We start from the raw sequence: 15,642 nt of genomic DNA, 5'->3' as shown, positions 1-15,642 counted from the left end.
CCGGCGCGTCACGGCGTGCTCAGGACGACCTGCCGGCTGGGCACCAGGGGTTGTGGGGGACACCGGCACAGGGATCGGGCATCGACGGAAGATGGGGGGGCAGCGGGTGCATCACGATCGTCCCGAGTTGGGGGTAACGCGCCCCGGGTGGGCACGCACCGAAGCCCGTGTCGCACAGCACCTGCCCGAGGAGGGGGCCACCGGTGTTCGCCACGCGCGTGGTGGTGCCGCACGTCGGCTGCAACTGCTCCAGGTCGGCGGGGGCACTCCCGTCGGGGGCGGTGTTGCCCGAGAAGCAGTTCTGGGGCAGGCCGGCGTTGATGGTGATCTGCCCGAAGTCGGCGTTGGATTCGTTCCCGAAGAACCCGTTGTGGACGAAGGTGTTGTGGAGCAGGGCGTCGCCCTTGGCGTCGAGGACGCACCCGAACCCCGACAGCTCGGTGCCGCCGGCGCCGCTGCAGGTCTGGCCCAGCACGGGCGGATTGCCGTCGGGGTAGGGGACGAACAGCACACCCCACGCGCCGTTGTTCACGAACGTGTTGTCCATCACCGTGTCGTTGGTCCCGCCCGAGACGGTCATGCCGGTGCCCGTCGGGCCGGCACTGGCGCTTCCCGCCTGGGGCACGTCGGGGTTGTTGTTGTCGTGGACGGTGTTGTGGACGAACACCCAGCACGAGTGGGTGTGGGTGATGGTGCTCGTGCCGCCGTGCGGGCAGGCGCCGTTCTGGGGGGCAGGGGGGTCGCCGTCGATCTGGGTGTTGGTGTCGAGCCCGTCTTTGTTGTTGTCGAACTGGGAGTTCTCGATCACGATGGCGCCGCCGGAATTGGTCCCGGAGTACCCGAGGGCGCTGAACTCCATCCACGCGTGGTCGATGGTGATGCCGCACAGCTGGAGACAGGCGCCGACGTACATGCCCGAGTCGTTGAAGTTGCTGGCATAGAGCTGGTCCCACGTGGCAGGTCCCTGTGCGTTCGAGGAGAAGATCCCGTACTGCGCGGCGCTCACCTCGCCGCCGTAGTACGTGGACGTGGCCGTCAGGTAGCGGCCGCTGTAGCCGCGCAGGCCGATGCGACCCGAGTCGGCCCCGCCGTTCCACCAGATCTCGTTGCCGGCGGCCGCGGCCCCACCCAGGAAGTTGCAGACGGTGAGGTTCTCGATGCTCACGCCGTTCGCCTTCCAGACCACGATGCCGTTGCGGCCTGTGGATCTGCCGTCGGGGAGCGTCGCACCGAAGCTCTGTTTCGACGCCTCCGGGGCGCAGGGCGCGGTTCCCGTCGCCTGCGTGCCGTCGACCACCACGGTGTTGCGGTTCATTCCCCGCAGATGGATGTCCGGCGTCGTGATCAGGACGCCGCCGAACTGCCCGTGGTCGGTGTTGGCGACGGGGTGCGCCTCGTCGGCGTTCTCGTGGTAGTCGCCGGGCCCTACCAGGACCCAGTCCCCGGGACGGGCGGCGTCGACCGCCGCCTGGATCGACGTGTACGTGCCCGCCACCCCGGCCAGTGTCCCCACGAGCAGCACGCGGCCCGAGCCCGCCGCGCCGGTGCCGCTCTTCGCACCCGAGCTGCACGCCGCCAGGGCGGTGGCCGCCAGCAGGCCGACGGCGACCGTCGCCGCACGCCGGTGCCGCATCGGTCGGGACGTCTCACCCATGCCAGTCACCCCCGCACCGGCGGCCGGGCGTACGCCGGGCCGCCCCGCCGTCCTCGCGGCGGTACCCCGAACGTAGCAACCGGGGCGAGTGTCGACGGGCGCCGCCGTGAGCGGCGCCCGCCCGTCGCGCCGTGAGTGGCGCCGTGCGGGCGACGGCACCGTAGGCTCGGCCGGTGGCCGGCGGGGACGACCGGCCGTATCGGACCGACGGGTGGGAGCGACCACGATGGACGCGACAGCACTGCGAGGGGCCACGATCGTCGTCACCGGGGTCACCGGGCAGGTGGCCGAGCCGTTGGCGTGCACCTTGGCACGACACAACGAGGTGATCGGCGGTGCCCGGTTCACAGATGTGCAGGCGCGCCGGCGGCTCGAGGCGGCCGGTGTCCGGTGCGTCCCCGTCGACCTGCTGGCCGGGGACCTGGGCGCACTGCCGGCGGACGCCGACTACGTCCTCAACTTCGCCGTGACCAAGACCAACGACTGGGACGTCGACCTCGACGCCAACAGCGGCGGCCTGCTGTCGCTGATGGAGCACCATCGCGGCGCGCGCGCCTTCCTGCACTGCTCCACGACGGCGGTGTACAAGCCCATGGGCCACCACGTCTTCGCCGAGACGGGCCCCCTCGGCGACAACCACGCCGTCTGGCCCTTCCTGCGCACCTACAGCATCTGCAAGATCGCGGCCGAGGCGAGCGCCCGGTGGGCGGCCCGGCGCTTCGAACTGCCGACCACGATCGCCCGGCTGTCGGTGCCGTACGGGGACCGCGGGGGCTGGCCGGCCGTCCACCTGCACATGATGATCAACGGCTCCGCCATCCCCGTCCACGTCGACGCGCCGAGCGTCTACCACCCCTTGCACGAGCAGGACATCGCCCGGATGGTGCCGCGCCTGTTGGCGGCGGCCACGGTGCCCGCCACCGTCGTCAACTGGGGCGGCGACGCCGCGGTGAGCATCGAGGAGTGGTGCACCTACCTGGGGGAGATCACCGGCCTGGAGGCCCGCTTCGAGCCGACCGAGCACACCATCGACAGCGTGCAGCTCGACCTCACCCGGATGCACGAGATCGCCGGGCCGACCGTCGTCGACTGGAAGGACGGCATGCGGCAGATGGTGGCCGCCCGCCACGGCGAGCTCCTGTCGCACTGAGCGCCGAGGCCCGGGTGCGGGCGCGCGGCGCGGGCTCAGGGACCGACGGCGCGCTGCGCCCGCCGTCCGTCGCGCGCCCGGCGCTCGCGCCGTGCCGCCCGGGTCAGGTCGGGATCGGGGTCGGAGCCGAGCGTGGCGAGCCACCCCCCGAGGACGAACAGCCCGGACACGACGAGGACGGGAAGATCGCCGGCTCGTTCGTAGAGGGTCCGGCCGCTGCGCAAGGACACGTCGCCGATGATGACGGCACGTTCGGCCAGGGCGCTGCGCGCCACGACGCGGCCCGTGTGGTCGACCAGGGCGCTGAACCCGGTGGGTGCCGCCTGGACGAGGTCGCGGCCCTCGGCGATCGCCTGCAACCGGGCGGCGGCGACCTCCTGGGTCGGGACCTGGCTGGTCAGGTAGGACGAGGTGTTCGTGGGGTCGGTGAGGAGCTGCGCGCCGGCACGCGTGGTGATCCGGCCCCGCTGGGCGTAGAAGACCTCGTACGACACCATCGTGCCGAGGGGGCCGGCGGGGGTGTGCAGGACGCCGTTCCCGTGCCCCGGCACGGCGTCGAGCGGGACCCCCGACAGGTCGGCGAGGTGCTTGAAGAACCACCGGTAGGGGACGTACTCGCCGAAGGGCACCCGGTGGACCTTCTCGAAGCGGCCGACCAGCGCACCGGAGGGGGCGAAGGCGACCACCTCGTTGAGGAACCGGCGGCCGCGCACCGTCTCGGTCACGCCCGCTTCGAGCGTGGTATGCAGGCGCACCGCCAGGCCTGACAGGTCCTTCTCGGCCTGCGACCCGTCGAGGGGAGTGTCGAGCGACACCACGTCCTCGGGCCACACGACCAGCGACGGGGCGCGCCCACCGTCGCGTCCGGGGATCTCGGCGCTGGCCGCCAACTGGGCGGCGTACACCACGGCGGGGTCGACGTCGGCCTTGCGCAGCCCGCGCACGCCCCCGCCCTGCACCGCCGCCACGCGCACCGTGCGCAGGGCGGGGCCCCCGTCGGGGGCGGACGTCCCCCATGCTCCGATGCCGGCCACCGCCGCCATCGCCACCACCGCCGCCAGCACGGGGCGTGCGGCGGGCCCCCGGGGCGGGGCCGCGGTCGGTGCCCCGAAGGTCGTCCCCGTGCGCACGTCATGGCGTCGTGCCCGGAGGGAAGCTGTCGCCGGCGCCGGCGCCGGCGCCGGCGCCGGCGCCTGCACGCGCCGCCCGGGGGGCGGTGTCGCACCCGCGGGCTCGGGCGGCGTCTCGGGCGCGGCCGTCGTGCCCCACCAACCCGTCCCCGGCGGGTACGTCGACGGCGACTCTTCCGGCGCGTGGCGGCGTGCCGGCGTCCCCGGTTGACGGTCCGCCTCCGACGCGGCCAGGCGCCGGTTCGCCCGGGCCCGGCCCACCCAGCGCAGAACCTCCTCGGCCAGGATCGCCACCCCGGCGCCACCGAGCCAGACCAGGCCCACCAGCAGGAGGGGCCCGCCCACGCGGGCTGCCCCGGCCAGGGGCCCCGCCGCCTGGCCCAGGGCGACACCGCCCATGGGCAGGCCGCCGAACGGCCACGTGTCCCGCAGGGCCTCCACCAGCACCATGGCGCCCGCCAGCACCACGGTCCGCCCGCGGGCCCGGCGGGGCACGGCGGCGCACGCCAGCAACGGGAACAGCGATTCCACCGCCATGAGGACGGCGCCGCCATAGGTGTTGAACGTCGTGGCCCACCACAGGCCGGGGACGAACAGCCCCAGGCCGGTCGCCCATCCGGCGAGCAGGCGGGCCCGCAGGCGCAGGCCGCCGAGGCGCCACCACAACAGCCCGGCCGCCGGGAAGGCGAGCACCCACCACCCCCACGGCGGGAGCGACAGCGCGAGGCCTGCTCCCGCCGCCAGGCTCGGCACGACCACCCGTCCGCGCCGTGGGCTGCGCCGCTCCCGTCGCAGCGGCGCCGCCGGGCGCTGCAGTCCCCGGTCCGTCGACCGGCCCGACGGTGTCTCTGTCGAGGGGCCCGACGGTGTCTCCGTCGAGGGGCCCGACGGCGTGCCACTGCTCACGGGGCCGCAGTCCCGGTACCGGCGAGCGCGTCGGCGTGCAGCACGGCGTCCGCCGCCCTGCGCCCGCTGCCGATGCACGCCGGGATCCCGACACCGTGGAGGGCGGCGCCCGCCAGCGACAGGGCGGGCAGTCGCGCCACGCCCGCTTCGATGGCGGCGACGCGCTCGAGGTGACCCACGGCGTACTGGGGGAAGGACCGGGGCCAGCGGGTGACGACGATGGCGGTCGGGCGCTCGCTGATCCCCATGACGGGGCCGAGCTCGTCCATGATGCGCGCCACCAGGTCGTCGTCGGACATGCGGGCGGCGCGGTCGTCACCGGCGCGGCCCACCGACGCCCGGAGCAGGACGTCGCCGGTGCGGCGCAGCTCGGGCCATTTCGAGGTGAGCCAGGTACAGGCCGTCACCAGTCGCCCCCCGTCCGCCGGGACGAGGAAGCCCGTGCCGTCGAGCGGCTCGGCCACGGCCGCGGCGGGGAAGCGGAGCGTGACGAGGGTCACGTCGGCGTAGGCGATCGCATCGAGCAGGGCGGCGGTGGCGGGGTCGACGGTGGCGAGCAGCCCGGCGGTGGCCCATGCCGGGGTGGCCAGGACGACGGCGTCGGCGGCGATGGTGCCGTGGGGCGTGTGCACGGCCCACCGTCCCCCGGTTCCGTTCCCGGCGGGGGCCGGCCCGCCGTCCGGTGGGACCGGGCGCGCCACGAGCTCCAGTCGATCGACCGGCGCGTCGGTGCGGATCTCGACGCCGCGCGCCGCCAGGGCCGTCGCCAGCCGCTCGACGAGCCGTGACAACCCGCCCCGCACGGTGAGGAAGACGGGCGGCCGGTCGTCGCCCTCGTCGTCCTGCGGGCGCCCGGTGCCGCCGGGGCCAGGCGGCGCAGCCGGCGTAGCGGCGCCCCGCAGCGCCCGCATGAGGCTGCCGCCGCGCGCCGCCGCCTCGAGCAGCGGGGGGAAGACGGCCGCCGCGCTCAGGACGCTGGTGTCGCCGGCGTGGATACCCCCCACGAGAGGGTCCACCAGCCGTGCGGTCACCTCCCGCCCGAGCCGGCGCCGCGTGATGTCCGCCACCGACCGGTCCGTGCCGTGCCGGCGGGCGCCGCCGCCGGGCACCGACCAGCCGAGGAGGTCGAGCGCGGCGCGTCCCAGCCCGAGCGGCGACAGGATCCCCGACCGCGCCAGCGGGCCCAGGCGCGTGGGCACGCCGAGCGCCAGCCCGGCGGGGAGCGCCCGGAGCCGGCGGCGGGACCACACGTAGGCGCGCCGGTCCCCCGGGGCCACGAGCTCGTCACCCAGGCCGATCTCGTGGCACAGCGCCACCGCCTCGGGCCGGCGGGCCAGGAAGGCGTCCGGGCCGAGGTCCACGGCGCGCCCGCCGATCTCTCCCGTCCGCAGCTTGCCCCCGAGCCGGTCGTCGGACTCCAACACGACCACGCCCAGCCCGGGTGCCGCCGACGTGAGCGCCCACGCCGCGCTGAGCCCGGCGATGCCGCCCCCCACCACGACCGCGGTCGGCCGGTGTGCCACGGCGTCGCCCGTCATCGGGTCGGCGCGCCCGCGGCCGCGTCGAGCACGACGCGGGCCAGGACGTCGCAGAACGCCGGGTCGTCGTTGAGCGACGCCGTGCGCGCGAAGGGGAGCCCGACTGCCGACGCCGCCGCGTGCGCCTCGACGTCGATGTCGTAGAGCACCTCGAGGTGGTCGGACACGAATCCCACGGGGCACACCACCACGGCCGAGGCGCCCGTCGTGGGGAGCGAGGCGATGACGTCGCGCACGTCGGGCCCGAGCCACGCCTCGGCGGTGCGCCCGGCGCTCTGCCACGCCACCGACCACCGGTCGAGGCCGATGGCGGCGGCGACGGCGGCCCCCGACTCCTGCACCTGCAGGGGGTAGGGGTCCCCGCCCTGCACGAGGCGCGCCGGGATGCTGTGCGCGCTGAAGACGACCGCCGCCTCGGGGCGCGCCGTCGGCGGCAGGGAGTCGAGCGCGGCCTGCACGCGCCCGGCCAGCAGCTCGGTGAGGCCCGGCGCCAGGTGCCAGTGCTCGACCATGTCGACGGGGCGGGGGCCGCCCTCGTCGGGGCCGAGGCCCGCGGCCGCGGCGCGCGCCCGCCGGGCGTACTCGCCGACGCTGGCGGCGGAGAAGTGCGGGGCGAGCACCACGCCGACGATGCGCCCGACCCCGGATCGTCCGAGCCCGGCCACGGCCTCCTCGATGCGCGGGGCGGCGAACTTGGCCCCGGCGGCCACGGTGCACCGTCCCGGGTCCCGGGCATCGAGAGCGCGCCGGATGCCCTCGACCTGCGCGGCGGTGCGCTCGTTGAGCGGGGACGTCCCGCCGATGGCGCGATAGCGGCGCTCCAGGTCGGCGAGCAGGGCGGGTGGGGGAGGGCTGCCCCGTCGGATCTCGGTGTAGAAGGCCGCCAGGTCGTCGAGCGTGTGGGGCGTTCCGTGGGCCATGACCAGCACACCGAGCGACGTCATGGCGCCCCCGCGGTCCCGCCCGGTGCGGTCGCGTGCACGAGGTCGACGACGCGTGCGAGGACGTCGGGGTCGGTCTCGGGGAGTACCCCGTGCCCGAGGTTGAACACGTGGCCCGTTCCTCCGCCGCGCGCCAGGACGTCCCGGGTCTCGGCGTCCACCACGTCCCATGGCGCCAGGCAGGTGGCCGGGTCCAGGTTGCCCTGCAGGGCGAGCCCCGGGCCCACGCGTCGCCGGGCCTCGTCCAGCGGGACCCGCCAGTCCACCCCGACGACCTCGACGCCGGCCTCGGCCATCAGCGGAAGGAGCTCACCGGTGCCCACCCCGAAGTGGATGCGGGGCACGCCGAGGTCGGCCAGCCCGGCGAAGACCTTGCGGGTGGCGGGCAGGACGTAGCGGTCGTAGTCCGCGGGGGACAGCGCCCCCACCCAGCTGTCGAACAGCTGCACCGCCGAGGCGCCCGCCCGCACCTGGGCGCGCAGCGACACCAGCGCCATGTCGGCGAGCGCGTCCAGGAGCCGGCCCCACAGACCGGGCTCGCCCCGCATGAGCGCCTTCGTGGTGGCGTAGACGCGCGAGGGACCGCCCTCGATGAGGTAGCTGGCCACCGTGAACGGTGCTCCTGCGAAGCCGATCAGGGGGATGCCGAGCGGATCGAGCTCCCGGGTGACGAGCGCGATCGTCTCGAGCACGTACGGGGTGTCGGCCTCGGGCTCGAGCGGCCGCAGGCGGGCGAGGTCGGGAGCGGCGCGGAAGGGTCGCTCGACCACGGGGCCCCGGCCCTGCTCGACCTCCACGCCGAAGCCGACGGCGGCCACGGGCACCACGATGTCGCCGAAGAGGATGGCGGCGTCGACGCCGTAGCGGCGGACGGGCTGCAGCGTGAGCTCGGCGGCCAGCTCGGGGCGGCGGATGGCGTCGAGCACGCTCCCGGGGCCGCGCGCCGCCCGGTACTCGGGCAGGGAGCGCCCCGCCTGGCGCATGAACCAGACCGGTACCCGGTCGACCGGCTGGCACCGGCAGGCCCGCAGGAACGCCGAGTCGGCGACTGGCACGGCAGGGACGCTAGTTGACCCTGCGCGCCGGACATCTCCCTGTTGGAGAGCCCGATCCCCGCGGGCGCGCGCCGCCCGCCGGGCCGACCGCCATGCGCGCGCCGACGGGTATGATCGATGGTCCACCGCGCAGCGGTGGAGGGGGAGCGGCCGTGGCAACGCATCCTGAGCTCGAGGCGGAACAGGCCCACGTGGACAGGGCCTACGAGCGCCTCGACCAGTTGCGCTCGGACACCGCGGAGCTCCTTCGCTCCGTGCTCGACCAGGGCCGCGGGGGCACGCACCAATTCCGCGAGGAGCGCGACGTCATCGTCCGCACCAGCTTGGCCCGCCTCGACCAGCTCGACATCGGTGAGCAGGCCCTGTGCTTCGGTCGCATCGACCGGCGCGCCGACGGCGACGATCGCCTCCACCGCCGTGCCGACGGCAACGACCGCCTCCACCGCCGTGCCGACGGCGACGACCGCCCCGACGGCGGGGAGGGCCGTCTCCTCCCGGTCCCGCCGGGGCCGAGCGAGAGCTTCCACATCGGCCGGCTGGGCATCTCCGGCGACGACCTCGAGCCCCTGGTGGTGGACTGGCGGGCGCCGGTAGCCGAGCCCTTTTACCGCGCCACCGGCCGCGAGCCGATGGGCCTGGTGCTCCGCCGGCACCTGGCCGCCCAGGGCAGACGGATCGTGGCCATCGAGGACGAGTGGTTCGGGAGTGGCGCGCCGTCGGACGCTGCGGGCGGCGGCAACGGCTCGGCGGCCGCCGGACCCGGTTCGGCCGACGGTGAGCCCAACGACCTGCAGCTCGGGGGCCCCGGGGCCTTGCTGGCGGCGCTCGAGGGGGCGCGCACGGGCGTGATGCGCGACATCGTCGCCACCATCCAGCGGGAGCAGGACGCCATCATCCGCTCCGCCCTCCCCGGGGTGATGGTGGTGCAGGGTGGCCCCGGCACGGGCAAGACGGCGGTGGCCCTGCACCGGGCCGCCTACCTCCTCTATACGCACCGCTTCCCCCTGGAACGCCAGGGAGTCCTGGTGATCGGGCCGAACCCCCTGTTCCTGCGCTACATCGAGCATGTCCTGCCCTCGCTGGGCGAGAGCGGGGTCACCCTGTCGACGGTCGGAGGCCTCGTGCACGGCGTGCAGGCCCGGGCCGAGGACGGCCCGGGCGTGGCCCGGCTGAAGGGCGAGGCCCGCATGGCCACCCTCGTGGCGCGGGCCGTGCGCACCCGCCAGCGCCCGCTGCGCCGCGACGCCGAGGTCCCCTTCGGGGCCGCCGTGCTCCGCCTCACCGCCGAGGTGTCGGCCGGCATCGTGTCCGCCGCCCGGCGGCGCCCGGGGACCCACAACGCCCGGCGACGCTTCGTGGGGCAGCTGGTCGTGCGCCGGCTGGCCGACGAGTACCTACGGACGCTGAGCGTCCACGGGGTCGGGCCCGGCGACGCGTCGGCGCCCGCCGGGCGGCCGGACGGTGACGGGCACGGCGGCGCCCTGGGCAACGGGCAGCTCCGGGCCCCGGACGCCAACGGCCACGCCAGGATCGGGCCCGGCGCCGACGACCCGGGACGGCCCGACGGTGACGACGGTGACGACGGTGAGGAGGCCACGTTCGACCTGGCCGAGTTCTCGCGCCAGGTGCGCCGCCAGCCCGCCGTCGCCGACGCCCTCGACCGCATGTGGCCCCGGCTCAGCGCCGAGGAGCTCCTCCACGACCTGTTCGGCTCCCGGCCCCTGCTGGCGTTGGCGGGCAAGGGCGTGCTGTCGCCGGCCGAGCAGGCGCGGCTGCTGCGCCCGCGCAGCGAGGCCCTCGCCGAGATCCCGTGGACGGTCGCCGACCTCGCGTTGATCGACGAGGCCCGGGTCCTGCTGGGGCCGCGCCGCGCCCGCCAGGGCGGCACCGACCACGACGAGGGTCCCCGGACCTACGGCCACATCGTCGTCGACGAGGCCCAGGACCTGTCCCCCATGCAGTTGCGCTCGGTGGCCCGCCGCTCGCTGTCGGGGTCGATCACCGTGGTGGGGGACATCGGCCAGGCCACCGGGCCCTGGGCCCCGGCGAGCTGGGAGGAGGTGACCGCCCATCTCCCCGGCCAGCGCCCGCCCCGCATGGTGGAGCTGACGGTCAGCTACCGCACCCCGGCCGAGGTGGTCGAGGTGGCGAGCCGCCTGCTGGCCGTGACCGCGCCGGGCCTGCGCCCCCCGACTCCCGTGCGGCGGACCGGGGTGGCGCCGCGGTTCGAGCACGTCGGCGCCGGCTCCCTCGCCGACCGGGTGGTGGCGCTGGCCGCCGAGGCCTGTGCCGAGGTCGCCCCCGGCACGGCCGCCGTGTTGGCCCCGGCCTCCCTCGTCGCCGACCTCGCCGTCGCCCTCGACGCCGCCGGGCTGCAGGCGACCGACCCCCGGCGCGACGGCCTCGGTGCCCCGCTCAGCCTGCTGCCCGTCGACCTGGCCAACGGCCTCGAATTCGACGCCGTCGTCGTGGTCGAGCCCGCCGCCGTGGTCGAGGCGTCCCCCCAGGGCCTGCGCGCGCTGTACGTCGCGCTCACCCGGCCGACCCGCCGGCTGGCGGTCGTCCACGCGCGGCCGTTGCCCCCCGCCCTGCACGCCTGAACCGGGCACGCCCACGGTGTTGGCGCGGAAGGGTCGCCGTCCGCTAGGAAAGACGCCGTGACGCAGGCCCTGTCGGTGGAACGACCCGCGCGCGCCCCCCGCCACGTCCCCGAGCGGCCCCCGCTGCTGGCCGTCGGGGTCATGATCTGGCTGGGCTCGGAGCTGATGTTCTTCAGCGGCCTGTTCGCCGCGTACTTCACGATCCGCGCGCACTCGTCGGCATGGCCGCCGCTCGCGGGGGCGAAGCTCGACTACGTCCAGGCCGGCATCTTCAGCATCATCCTGTTGGTGTCGAGCCCGACGTTCCAGTTCGGCGTGTGGGCACAGGAGCGCGGTGAGCGCCGTCGGGCGGTGGCGTGGATCGTGACGAGCTTCCTCCTCGGCGCGGCGTTCCTCGGCAACACGCTCTACGAATGGTCGGACTTCGCGGCCTCGCACCACGGCCCGTCGCTCAACGCGTACTGGTCGCTGTTCTTCGTCATGACCGGCATCCACGGGCTGCACGTGGCGCTCGGCCTCGTCGCCATGATCTTCCTCCTGGGACGGATGGGAGGCCGGGGCGGCGACCCCGGCGAGACAAACGTGTTCCAGGCGGTCGGCTACTACTGGCACTTCGTCGACTTCATGTGGATCGGCATCTTCAGCTGCCTGTTCCTCCTGAAGACCGGCTGAGCGCGGCGGGGGACGGCGAGGACATGCAACGCACGCACCGTTGGCGGTACCTGCTGCCCGGCCTGGTGGTGGTCGGGGTGGCGGTCGCGGGGCTGCTCACCTCGGGCGCGGCCGTCTCGCAGGCGGCCACCCCGCCGGCGGGGGCGAAGGCCCTCCACTCGGCCTCGAGCGCCATGACCGGCCCGATCACGTACGACCTGCCGCCGAGCTCGTACGTGGCGCCCGGCCAGACCCTGTTCGAGCAGAACTGCGCCAGCTGCCACGGTGTCGACGCCTCGGGCACCGATCGGGCGCCGAACCTGCAGGGCCTCGGACCGGCCACCGTCGACTTCTGGGTGTCGACGGGCCGAATGCCGTTGGCGGACGCCAACGCCCAGCCGGCGCGCAAGCCCCCCCGCTTCAACCGGACCGAGACGCTGCAGATCGTGGCGTTCGTGAACTCGCTCGCCCCCACCGCCCCCGACTACCCGTCGGGCATCCCGAACGTGGACGTCTCGGCGGGCGACATCGTCGAGGGCAACTCGCTGTTCGTCCTGAATTGCGCCGGTTGCCACACCATCACCGGGGCCGGTGACGCCCTGTCCAACGGCTTCTTCGCCCCGTCGCTGCACAAGGCGAAGGCGCGCCAGGTCGTCGAGGCCATCCGCACCGGGCCGACGCAGATGCCCCACTTCGGGCCGCACAACCTCACCGACAAGCAAGTGGCCGACATCGTCGCCTACGTCACGGGGCCCATCCAGCACCCCTCCAACCAGGGCGGCCTGGGCCTCGGTGGCATCGGGCCGGTGGCCGAGGGCTTCATCGGGCTCCTCTTCGGCGTGGGCGGGCTGATGCTGGTGGCGTTCTGGCTGGGGGACCGCAAGTGACCGATGACAACCTCACCTCGGGCGCGTCCGGCGGGGCCGCCGAGAGCGGCCACGCCGACGGGGATCGGGGGGGCCTACCCCTGACGTCGTTCGACGATCCCCACCTGCAGCCCTTCGCCAAGAACCCGCGCCGCGCGGAAGCGCTCATCGGCCTCGTCCTCCTCGTCGGCCTCGCCGGTTTCTGCGCCTACGGCGGGCTCTACTGGGTCGGGGGCCAGCCGCAGTGGGAGGGCGTGTTCTTCGGCGTCGGCCTGTTCGCCTTCGGCTTCGGCATGTCGGCCTGGGGCAAGTACCTCCTCCCACAGGGGCCCTTCGAGGAGGAGCGCCACCCGTTCGCTTCGACCGAGCCCGAGGTGCAGGCCATGGCGGCGGCGATCGAGGAGCGCGGCAGGATCGTGTTCCGCCGGCGCGGGCTCCTGGGGACCATCCTCGGCGCCGGAGCCGGGGTGATGGGCATCGTGCTCGCCTTCCCCCTGCTGCGCTCGTTGGGCCCGCAGCCGAAGAAGAGCCTCGACACCACCAACTGGACCAAGGGCATCCAGCTGGTCGACCTCGACGAGCGCCCGATCCACCAGGCCGACCTCGAGGTGGGCGGTTCCCTCACGGTCTTCCCCAAGGGCTTCGCCGGCACCTCGGTCAACCAGACGATGCTCATCCGGCCGGGGCCCACGGACCAGGACATCGTGACCAAGCCGGGCCGCGAGACCTGGGGGCCCCGGGGCTACCTGGCCTACTCCAAGCTGTGCACGCACGCCGGGTGCCCGGTGGGCCTCTACGAGCAGACGCTGCAGAAGCTGCTGTGCCCGTGCCACCAGTCGCTGTTCTCGGTGCTGACCGGGGCGAACCCCGTGTTCGGGCCCGCCCCGCGCCCGTTGCCGCAGCTGCCGCTCATGATCGACGGCCAAGGGTTCCTCCGGGCGCAGGGGCCCTACAGCGAGCCCGTCGGCCCTGGATTCTGGGAGCGGTCGTGACCACATCCACGTCCCCCACATCGGCCGGCGCGAGCCGCACCGGCGCCAGGGGCGGCGCCAAGAAGCCCGACCCCGTCGTCGCCGGCGTCCGGTGGATCGACGAGCGCCTCGGCGTGGCCAAGGGCGGGCGCGTCCTGCTCGACAAGATCTTCCCCGACCACTGGTCGTTCCTCCTCGGCGAGATCGCCCTCTACTCGTTCGTGGTGCTGATCGCCACGGGCGTGTTCCTCAGCCTCTACTTCGTGCCGTCCGCCAACGAGCTCATCTACCACGGGGTGTACGCACCGTTGCGCGGGGCGCGCGTGTCGGCGGCCTTCGCGTCGACGGTGGACCTCTCCTTCAAGGTGCGCAGCGGCCTCGTCATCCGCCAGATGCACCACTGGGCGGCCGATGTCTTCGTGGGCGCCATCGCCGTGCACATGTGCCGCATCTTCTTCACCGGCGCCTTCCGAAAGCCCCGCGAGCTCAACTGGATGATCGGGGTGACGCTGTTGACCCTGGCCCTGGCGAACGGGTTCCTCGGCTACTCGCTGCCCGACGACCTGGTGTCGGGGACGGGCCTGCGCATCATGTTCTCGATCGTGCTGTCGGTGCCGGTCGTGGGCACCTACCTGGCCACGTTCCTCTTCGGCGGGAACTTCCCCGGCGACGGCTCCATCATCCCGCGCCTGTTCATCATCCACGTGCTCGTCCTGCCGGCGGTGATCGGCGGCCTCATCGCCGCGCACCTGGGCCTGCTCGTGCGCCAGAAGCACACGCAGTTCCCCGGCCACGGCCGCACCGAGAAGAACGTGGTGGGGTCGCCCATGTACCCCACGTTCATCTTCAAGACGACGGGCTTCCTGTTCGTGACCGCCGGGGTGCTGTGGGCCCTCGGGGGGCTCGCCCAGATCAACCCCATCTGGCAGTTCGGCCAGTACGAGCCGTACAAGATCAGCTACGCCGTGCAGCCCGACTGGTACATGGGCTGGCTCGACGGGGCGCTGCGGATCATGCCCCCGTGGTCGTTCCACGCCTTCGGCCACACCATCCCGTTCGTCGTCACCTTCCCGGCGGTGATCTTCCCGGGCCTGTGCTTCACCCTCTTCTACGCCTGGCCCTCCCTCGAGGCGAAGCTCTCCGGGGACCGCGCCGAGCACAACCTCCTCGACCGACCCCGCGACAAGCCGCGGCGCACCGCCGTCGGGGTGGCCGCGCTGGCCTTCTTCTTCACCCTGTTCGCCGCCAGCTCCACCGACGTCCTGGCCAACTACTTCGAGGTCTCGCTCAACGAGGTCCTGTGGTTCTTCCGGTTCGCGGTCTTCGTGGTCCCCGCCGTCGCCGGCTTCTTCGCCTACTACCTGTGCCGGGAGATGTCGGGCGTGCCCGGGATCGGCAGGCGCAAGCGTGCCGTGGTCATCACCCGGAGCCCCGAGGGGGAGTACGAGAGCATCCCCACCGATCCCCGCCCCGGCGACAGCCCGGCGGAGCTCGACCCCACCCCGGTGCCGGTCCGCATCGAGCTCGACGAGCCCGAGCCGGTGGGTGCGGGCATCCCCGGCGTCCGCCGCATCCCACGCCGCCAGTAGGCGCCGGGCCCCGCCCGCGTGCCCGGACCCGACGCCGCCCCGCCGGTGCGGTCGGCGCGCCCTGACGACGCCCCCGAGATCGCCCGGCTGGCGGAGCTCATGTACCGCGCCCTCGGCGCGCGGTGCACCGATGACGCCTGGGCCCGGTGGCGCCGCGGCGCGCAACGCGTGGTGCGGACGCGACTGGGCGCGGACCTGACCGTGATCGTCGCCGGTGACCCGGGCGCGCCGGGCCGGCTGGTGGCGTGCGGGGCGGGGACGATCACCGAGCGCCTGCCCAATCCGTGGCACGCCGACGCCCGGGTGGGCTACGTCCAGTGGATGTCCACCGACCCCGCCTTCCGCCGTCGCGGGCTCGGCCGGGCGGTGCTGCTCGGGCTGCTCGACTGGTTCGAGGACCGGGGGGTCGACAACGTGGAGCTCCACGCGTCGGACGAAGGTGTCGGCCTGTACCGCGCCGAGGGCTTCTGGCGCGGCACCGGTGGCCTGGCCATGCGCCGGCGACCGTGGGACCCGCCGCCGGGCCGGTGAGCCCGCCGCCGGGCCGGTGAGCCCGCCGCCGGGCCCGTGAGCCCGCCGCCGGGCCCGTGA

Annotated in this window: 12 protein-coding genes; 7 read left to right on the top strand and 5 right to left on the bottom strand. The window is 74.5% G+C overall.

What is annotated here, in order from left to right:
- Positions 1-19: 19 nt before the first annotated feature.
- Positions 20-1,654 carry a hypothetical protein gene (locus VMV22_05920; GenBank protein HUY21859.1) on the bottom strand — a complete coding sequence of 545 codons (1,635 nt, stop codon included), beginning with the start codon at positions 1,652-1,654 and terminating at the stop codon, positions 20-22.
- 226 nt (positions 1,655-1,880) lie between these two features.
- Between VMV22_05920 and VMV22_05915 the strand changes: the two genes are divergently transcribed.
- Complete coding sequence (locus VMV22_05915) at positions 1,881-2,804, top strand: NAD(P)-dependent oxidoreductase (GenBank protein HUY21858.1); 924 nt, start codon at positions 1,881-1,883, stop codon at positions 2,802-2,804.
- A gap of 35 nt (positions 2,805-2,839) precedes the next feature.
- On the opposite strand, the gene VMV22_05910 is transcribed toward VMV22_05915, so the two are convergent.
- The 4 genes from VMV22_05910 to hemE all read right to left on the bottom strand — a co-directional run bounded on the left by VMV22_05910 (position 2,840) and on the right by hemE (position 8,374).
- The gene (locus VMV22_05910; protein ID HUY21857.1) at positions 2,840-4,693 is read right to left on the bottom strand and encodes a nitrilase-related carbon-nitrogen hydrolase; all 1,854 of its coding nucleotides are present in this window, start codon (positions 4,691-4,693) and stop codon (positions 2,840-2,842) included.
- A 143-nt stretch (positions 4,694-4,836) separates the two neighbouring features.
- A complete protein-coding gene (hemG, locus tag VMV22_05905; protein ID HUY21856.1) occupies positions 4,837-6,363 on the bottom strand; it encodes a protoporphyrinogen oxidase in 1,527 nt (508 codons plus the stop codon).
- Positions 6,364-6,374: 11 nt separating this feature from the next.
- The gene (gene hemH / locus VMV22_05900; GenBank protein HUY21855.1) at positions 6,375-7,322 is read right to left on the bottom strand and encodes a ferrochelatase; all 948 of its coding nucleotides are present in this window, start codon (positions 7,320-7,322) and stop codon (positions 6,375-6,377) included.
- Positions 7,319-8,374, bottom strand: coding sequence for a uroporphyrinogen decarboxylase (hemE, locus tag VMV22_05895; GenBank protein ID HUY21854.1), 1,056 nt, complete (start codon positions 8,372-8,374; stop codon positions 7,319-7,321). Before hemE ends, hemH begins: the two co-directional genes overlap by 4 nt.
- 152 nt (positions 8,375-8,526) lie before the next feature.
- Between hemE and VMV22_05890 the strand changes: the two genes are divergently transcribed.
- From VMV22_05890 to VMV22_05865, 6 genes are read left to right on the top strand one after another with little or no spacing between them, the layout of a single operon-like run.
- Positions 8,527-10,974, top strand: a complete 2,448-nt coding sequence (locus VMV22_05890) for a hypothetical protein (GenBank protein ID HUY21853.1) — start codon at positions 8,527-8,529, stop codon at positions 10,972-10,974.
- A 57-nt stretch (positions 10,975-11,031) separates the two neighbouring features.
- Positions 11,032-11,646, top strand: coding sequence for a heme-copper oxidase subunit III (locus VMV22_05885; GenBank protein ID HUY21852.1), 615 nt, complete (start codon positions 11,032-11,034; stop codon positions 11,644-11,646).
- A gap of 23 nt (positions 11,647-11,669) precedes the next feature.
- On the top strand, positions 11,670-12,512 hold the full coding sequence (locus VMV22_05880; GenBank protein ID HUY21851.1) for a c-type cytochrome: 843 nt from the start codon (positions 11,670-11,672) through the stop codon (positions 12,510-12,512).
- Positions 12,509-13,483 (top strand): Rieske 2Fe-2S domain-containing protein, encoded by a 975-nt coding sequence (locus tag VMV22_05875; GenBank protein ID HUY21850.1) that lies wholly within the window; start codon positions 12,509-12,511, stop codon positions 13,481-13,483. Before VMV22_05880 ends, VMV22_05875 begins: the two co-directional genes overlap by 4 nt.
- Entirely contained in the window at positions 13,480-15,051 is a 1,572-nt protein-coding gene (locus VMV22_05870) for a ubiquinol-cytochrome c reductase cytochrome b subunit (protein ID HUY21849.1), read from the top strand. Before VMV22_05875 ends, VMV22_05870 begins: the two co-directional genes overlap by 4 nt.
- An 18-nt stretch (positions 15,052-15,069) precedes the next feature.
- Positions 15,070-15,582 (top strand): GNAT family N-acetyltransferase, encoded by a 513-nt coding sequence (locus VMV22_05865; protein HUY21848.1) that lies wholly within the window; start codon positions 15,070-15,072, stop codon positions 15,580-15,582.
- The last annotated feature ends 60 nt before the right edge of the window (positions 15,583-15,642 follow it).

The sequence above is a fragment of the Acidimicrobiales bacterium genome, assembly GCA_035531755.1.
In the GTDB taxonomy this organism is placed as follows: Bacteria; Actinomycetota; Acidimicrobiia; order Acidimicrobiales; family UBA8190; genus DATKSK01.
The sequence above is the reverse complement of the archived record's forward strand: the minus strand, read 5'-3'. Positions and strand labels throughout refer to the sequence as shown.

What these genes read in the sequence shown, in the direction of transcription:
- VMV22_05920 (HUY21859.1), bottom strand. Translation starts at nt 1,654, where the DNA reads ATGGGTGAGACGTCCCGACCGATGCGGCACCGGCGTGCGGCGACGGTC.
- VMV22_05915 (HUY21858.1), top strand. Translation starts at nt 1,881, where the DNA reads ATGGACGCGACAGCACTGCGAGGGGCCACGATCGTCGTCACCGGGGTC.
- hemH (HUY21855.1), bottom strand. Translation starts at nt 7,322, where the DNA reads ATGACGTCGCTCGGTGTGCTGGTCATGGCCCACGGAACGCCCCACACG.
- VMV22_05880 (HUY21851.1), top strand. Translation starts at nt 11,670, where the DNA reads ATGCAACGCACGCACCGTTGGCGGTACCTGCTGCCCGGCCTGGTGGTG.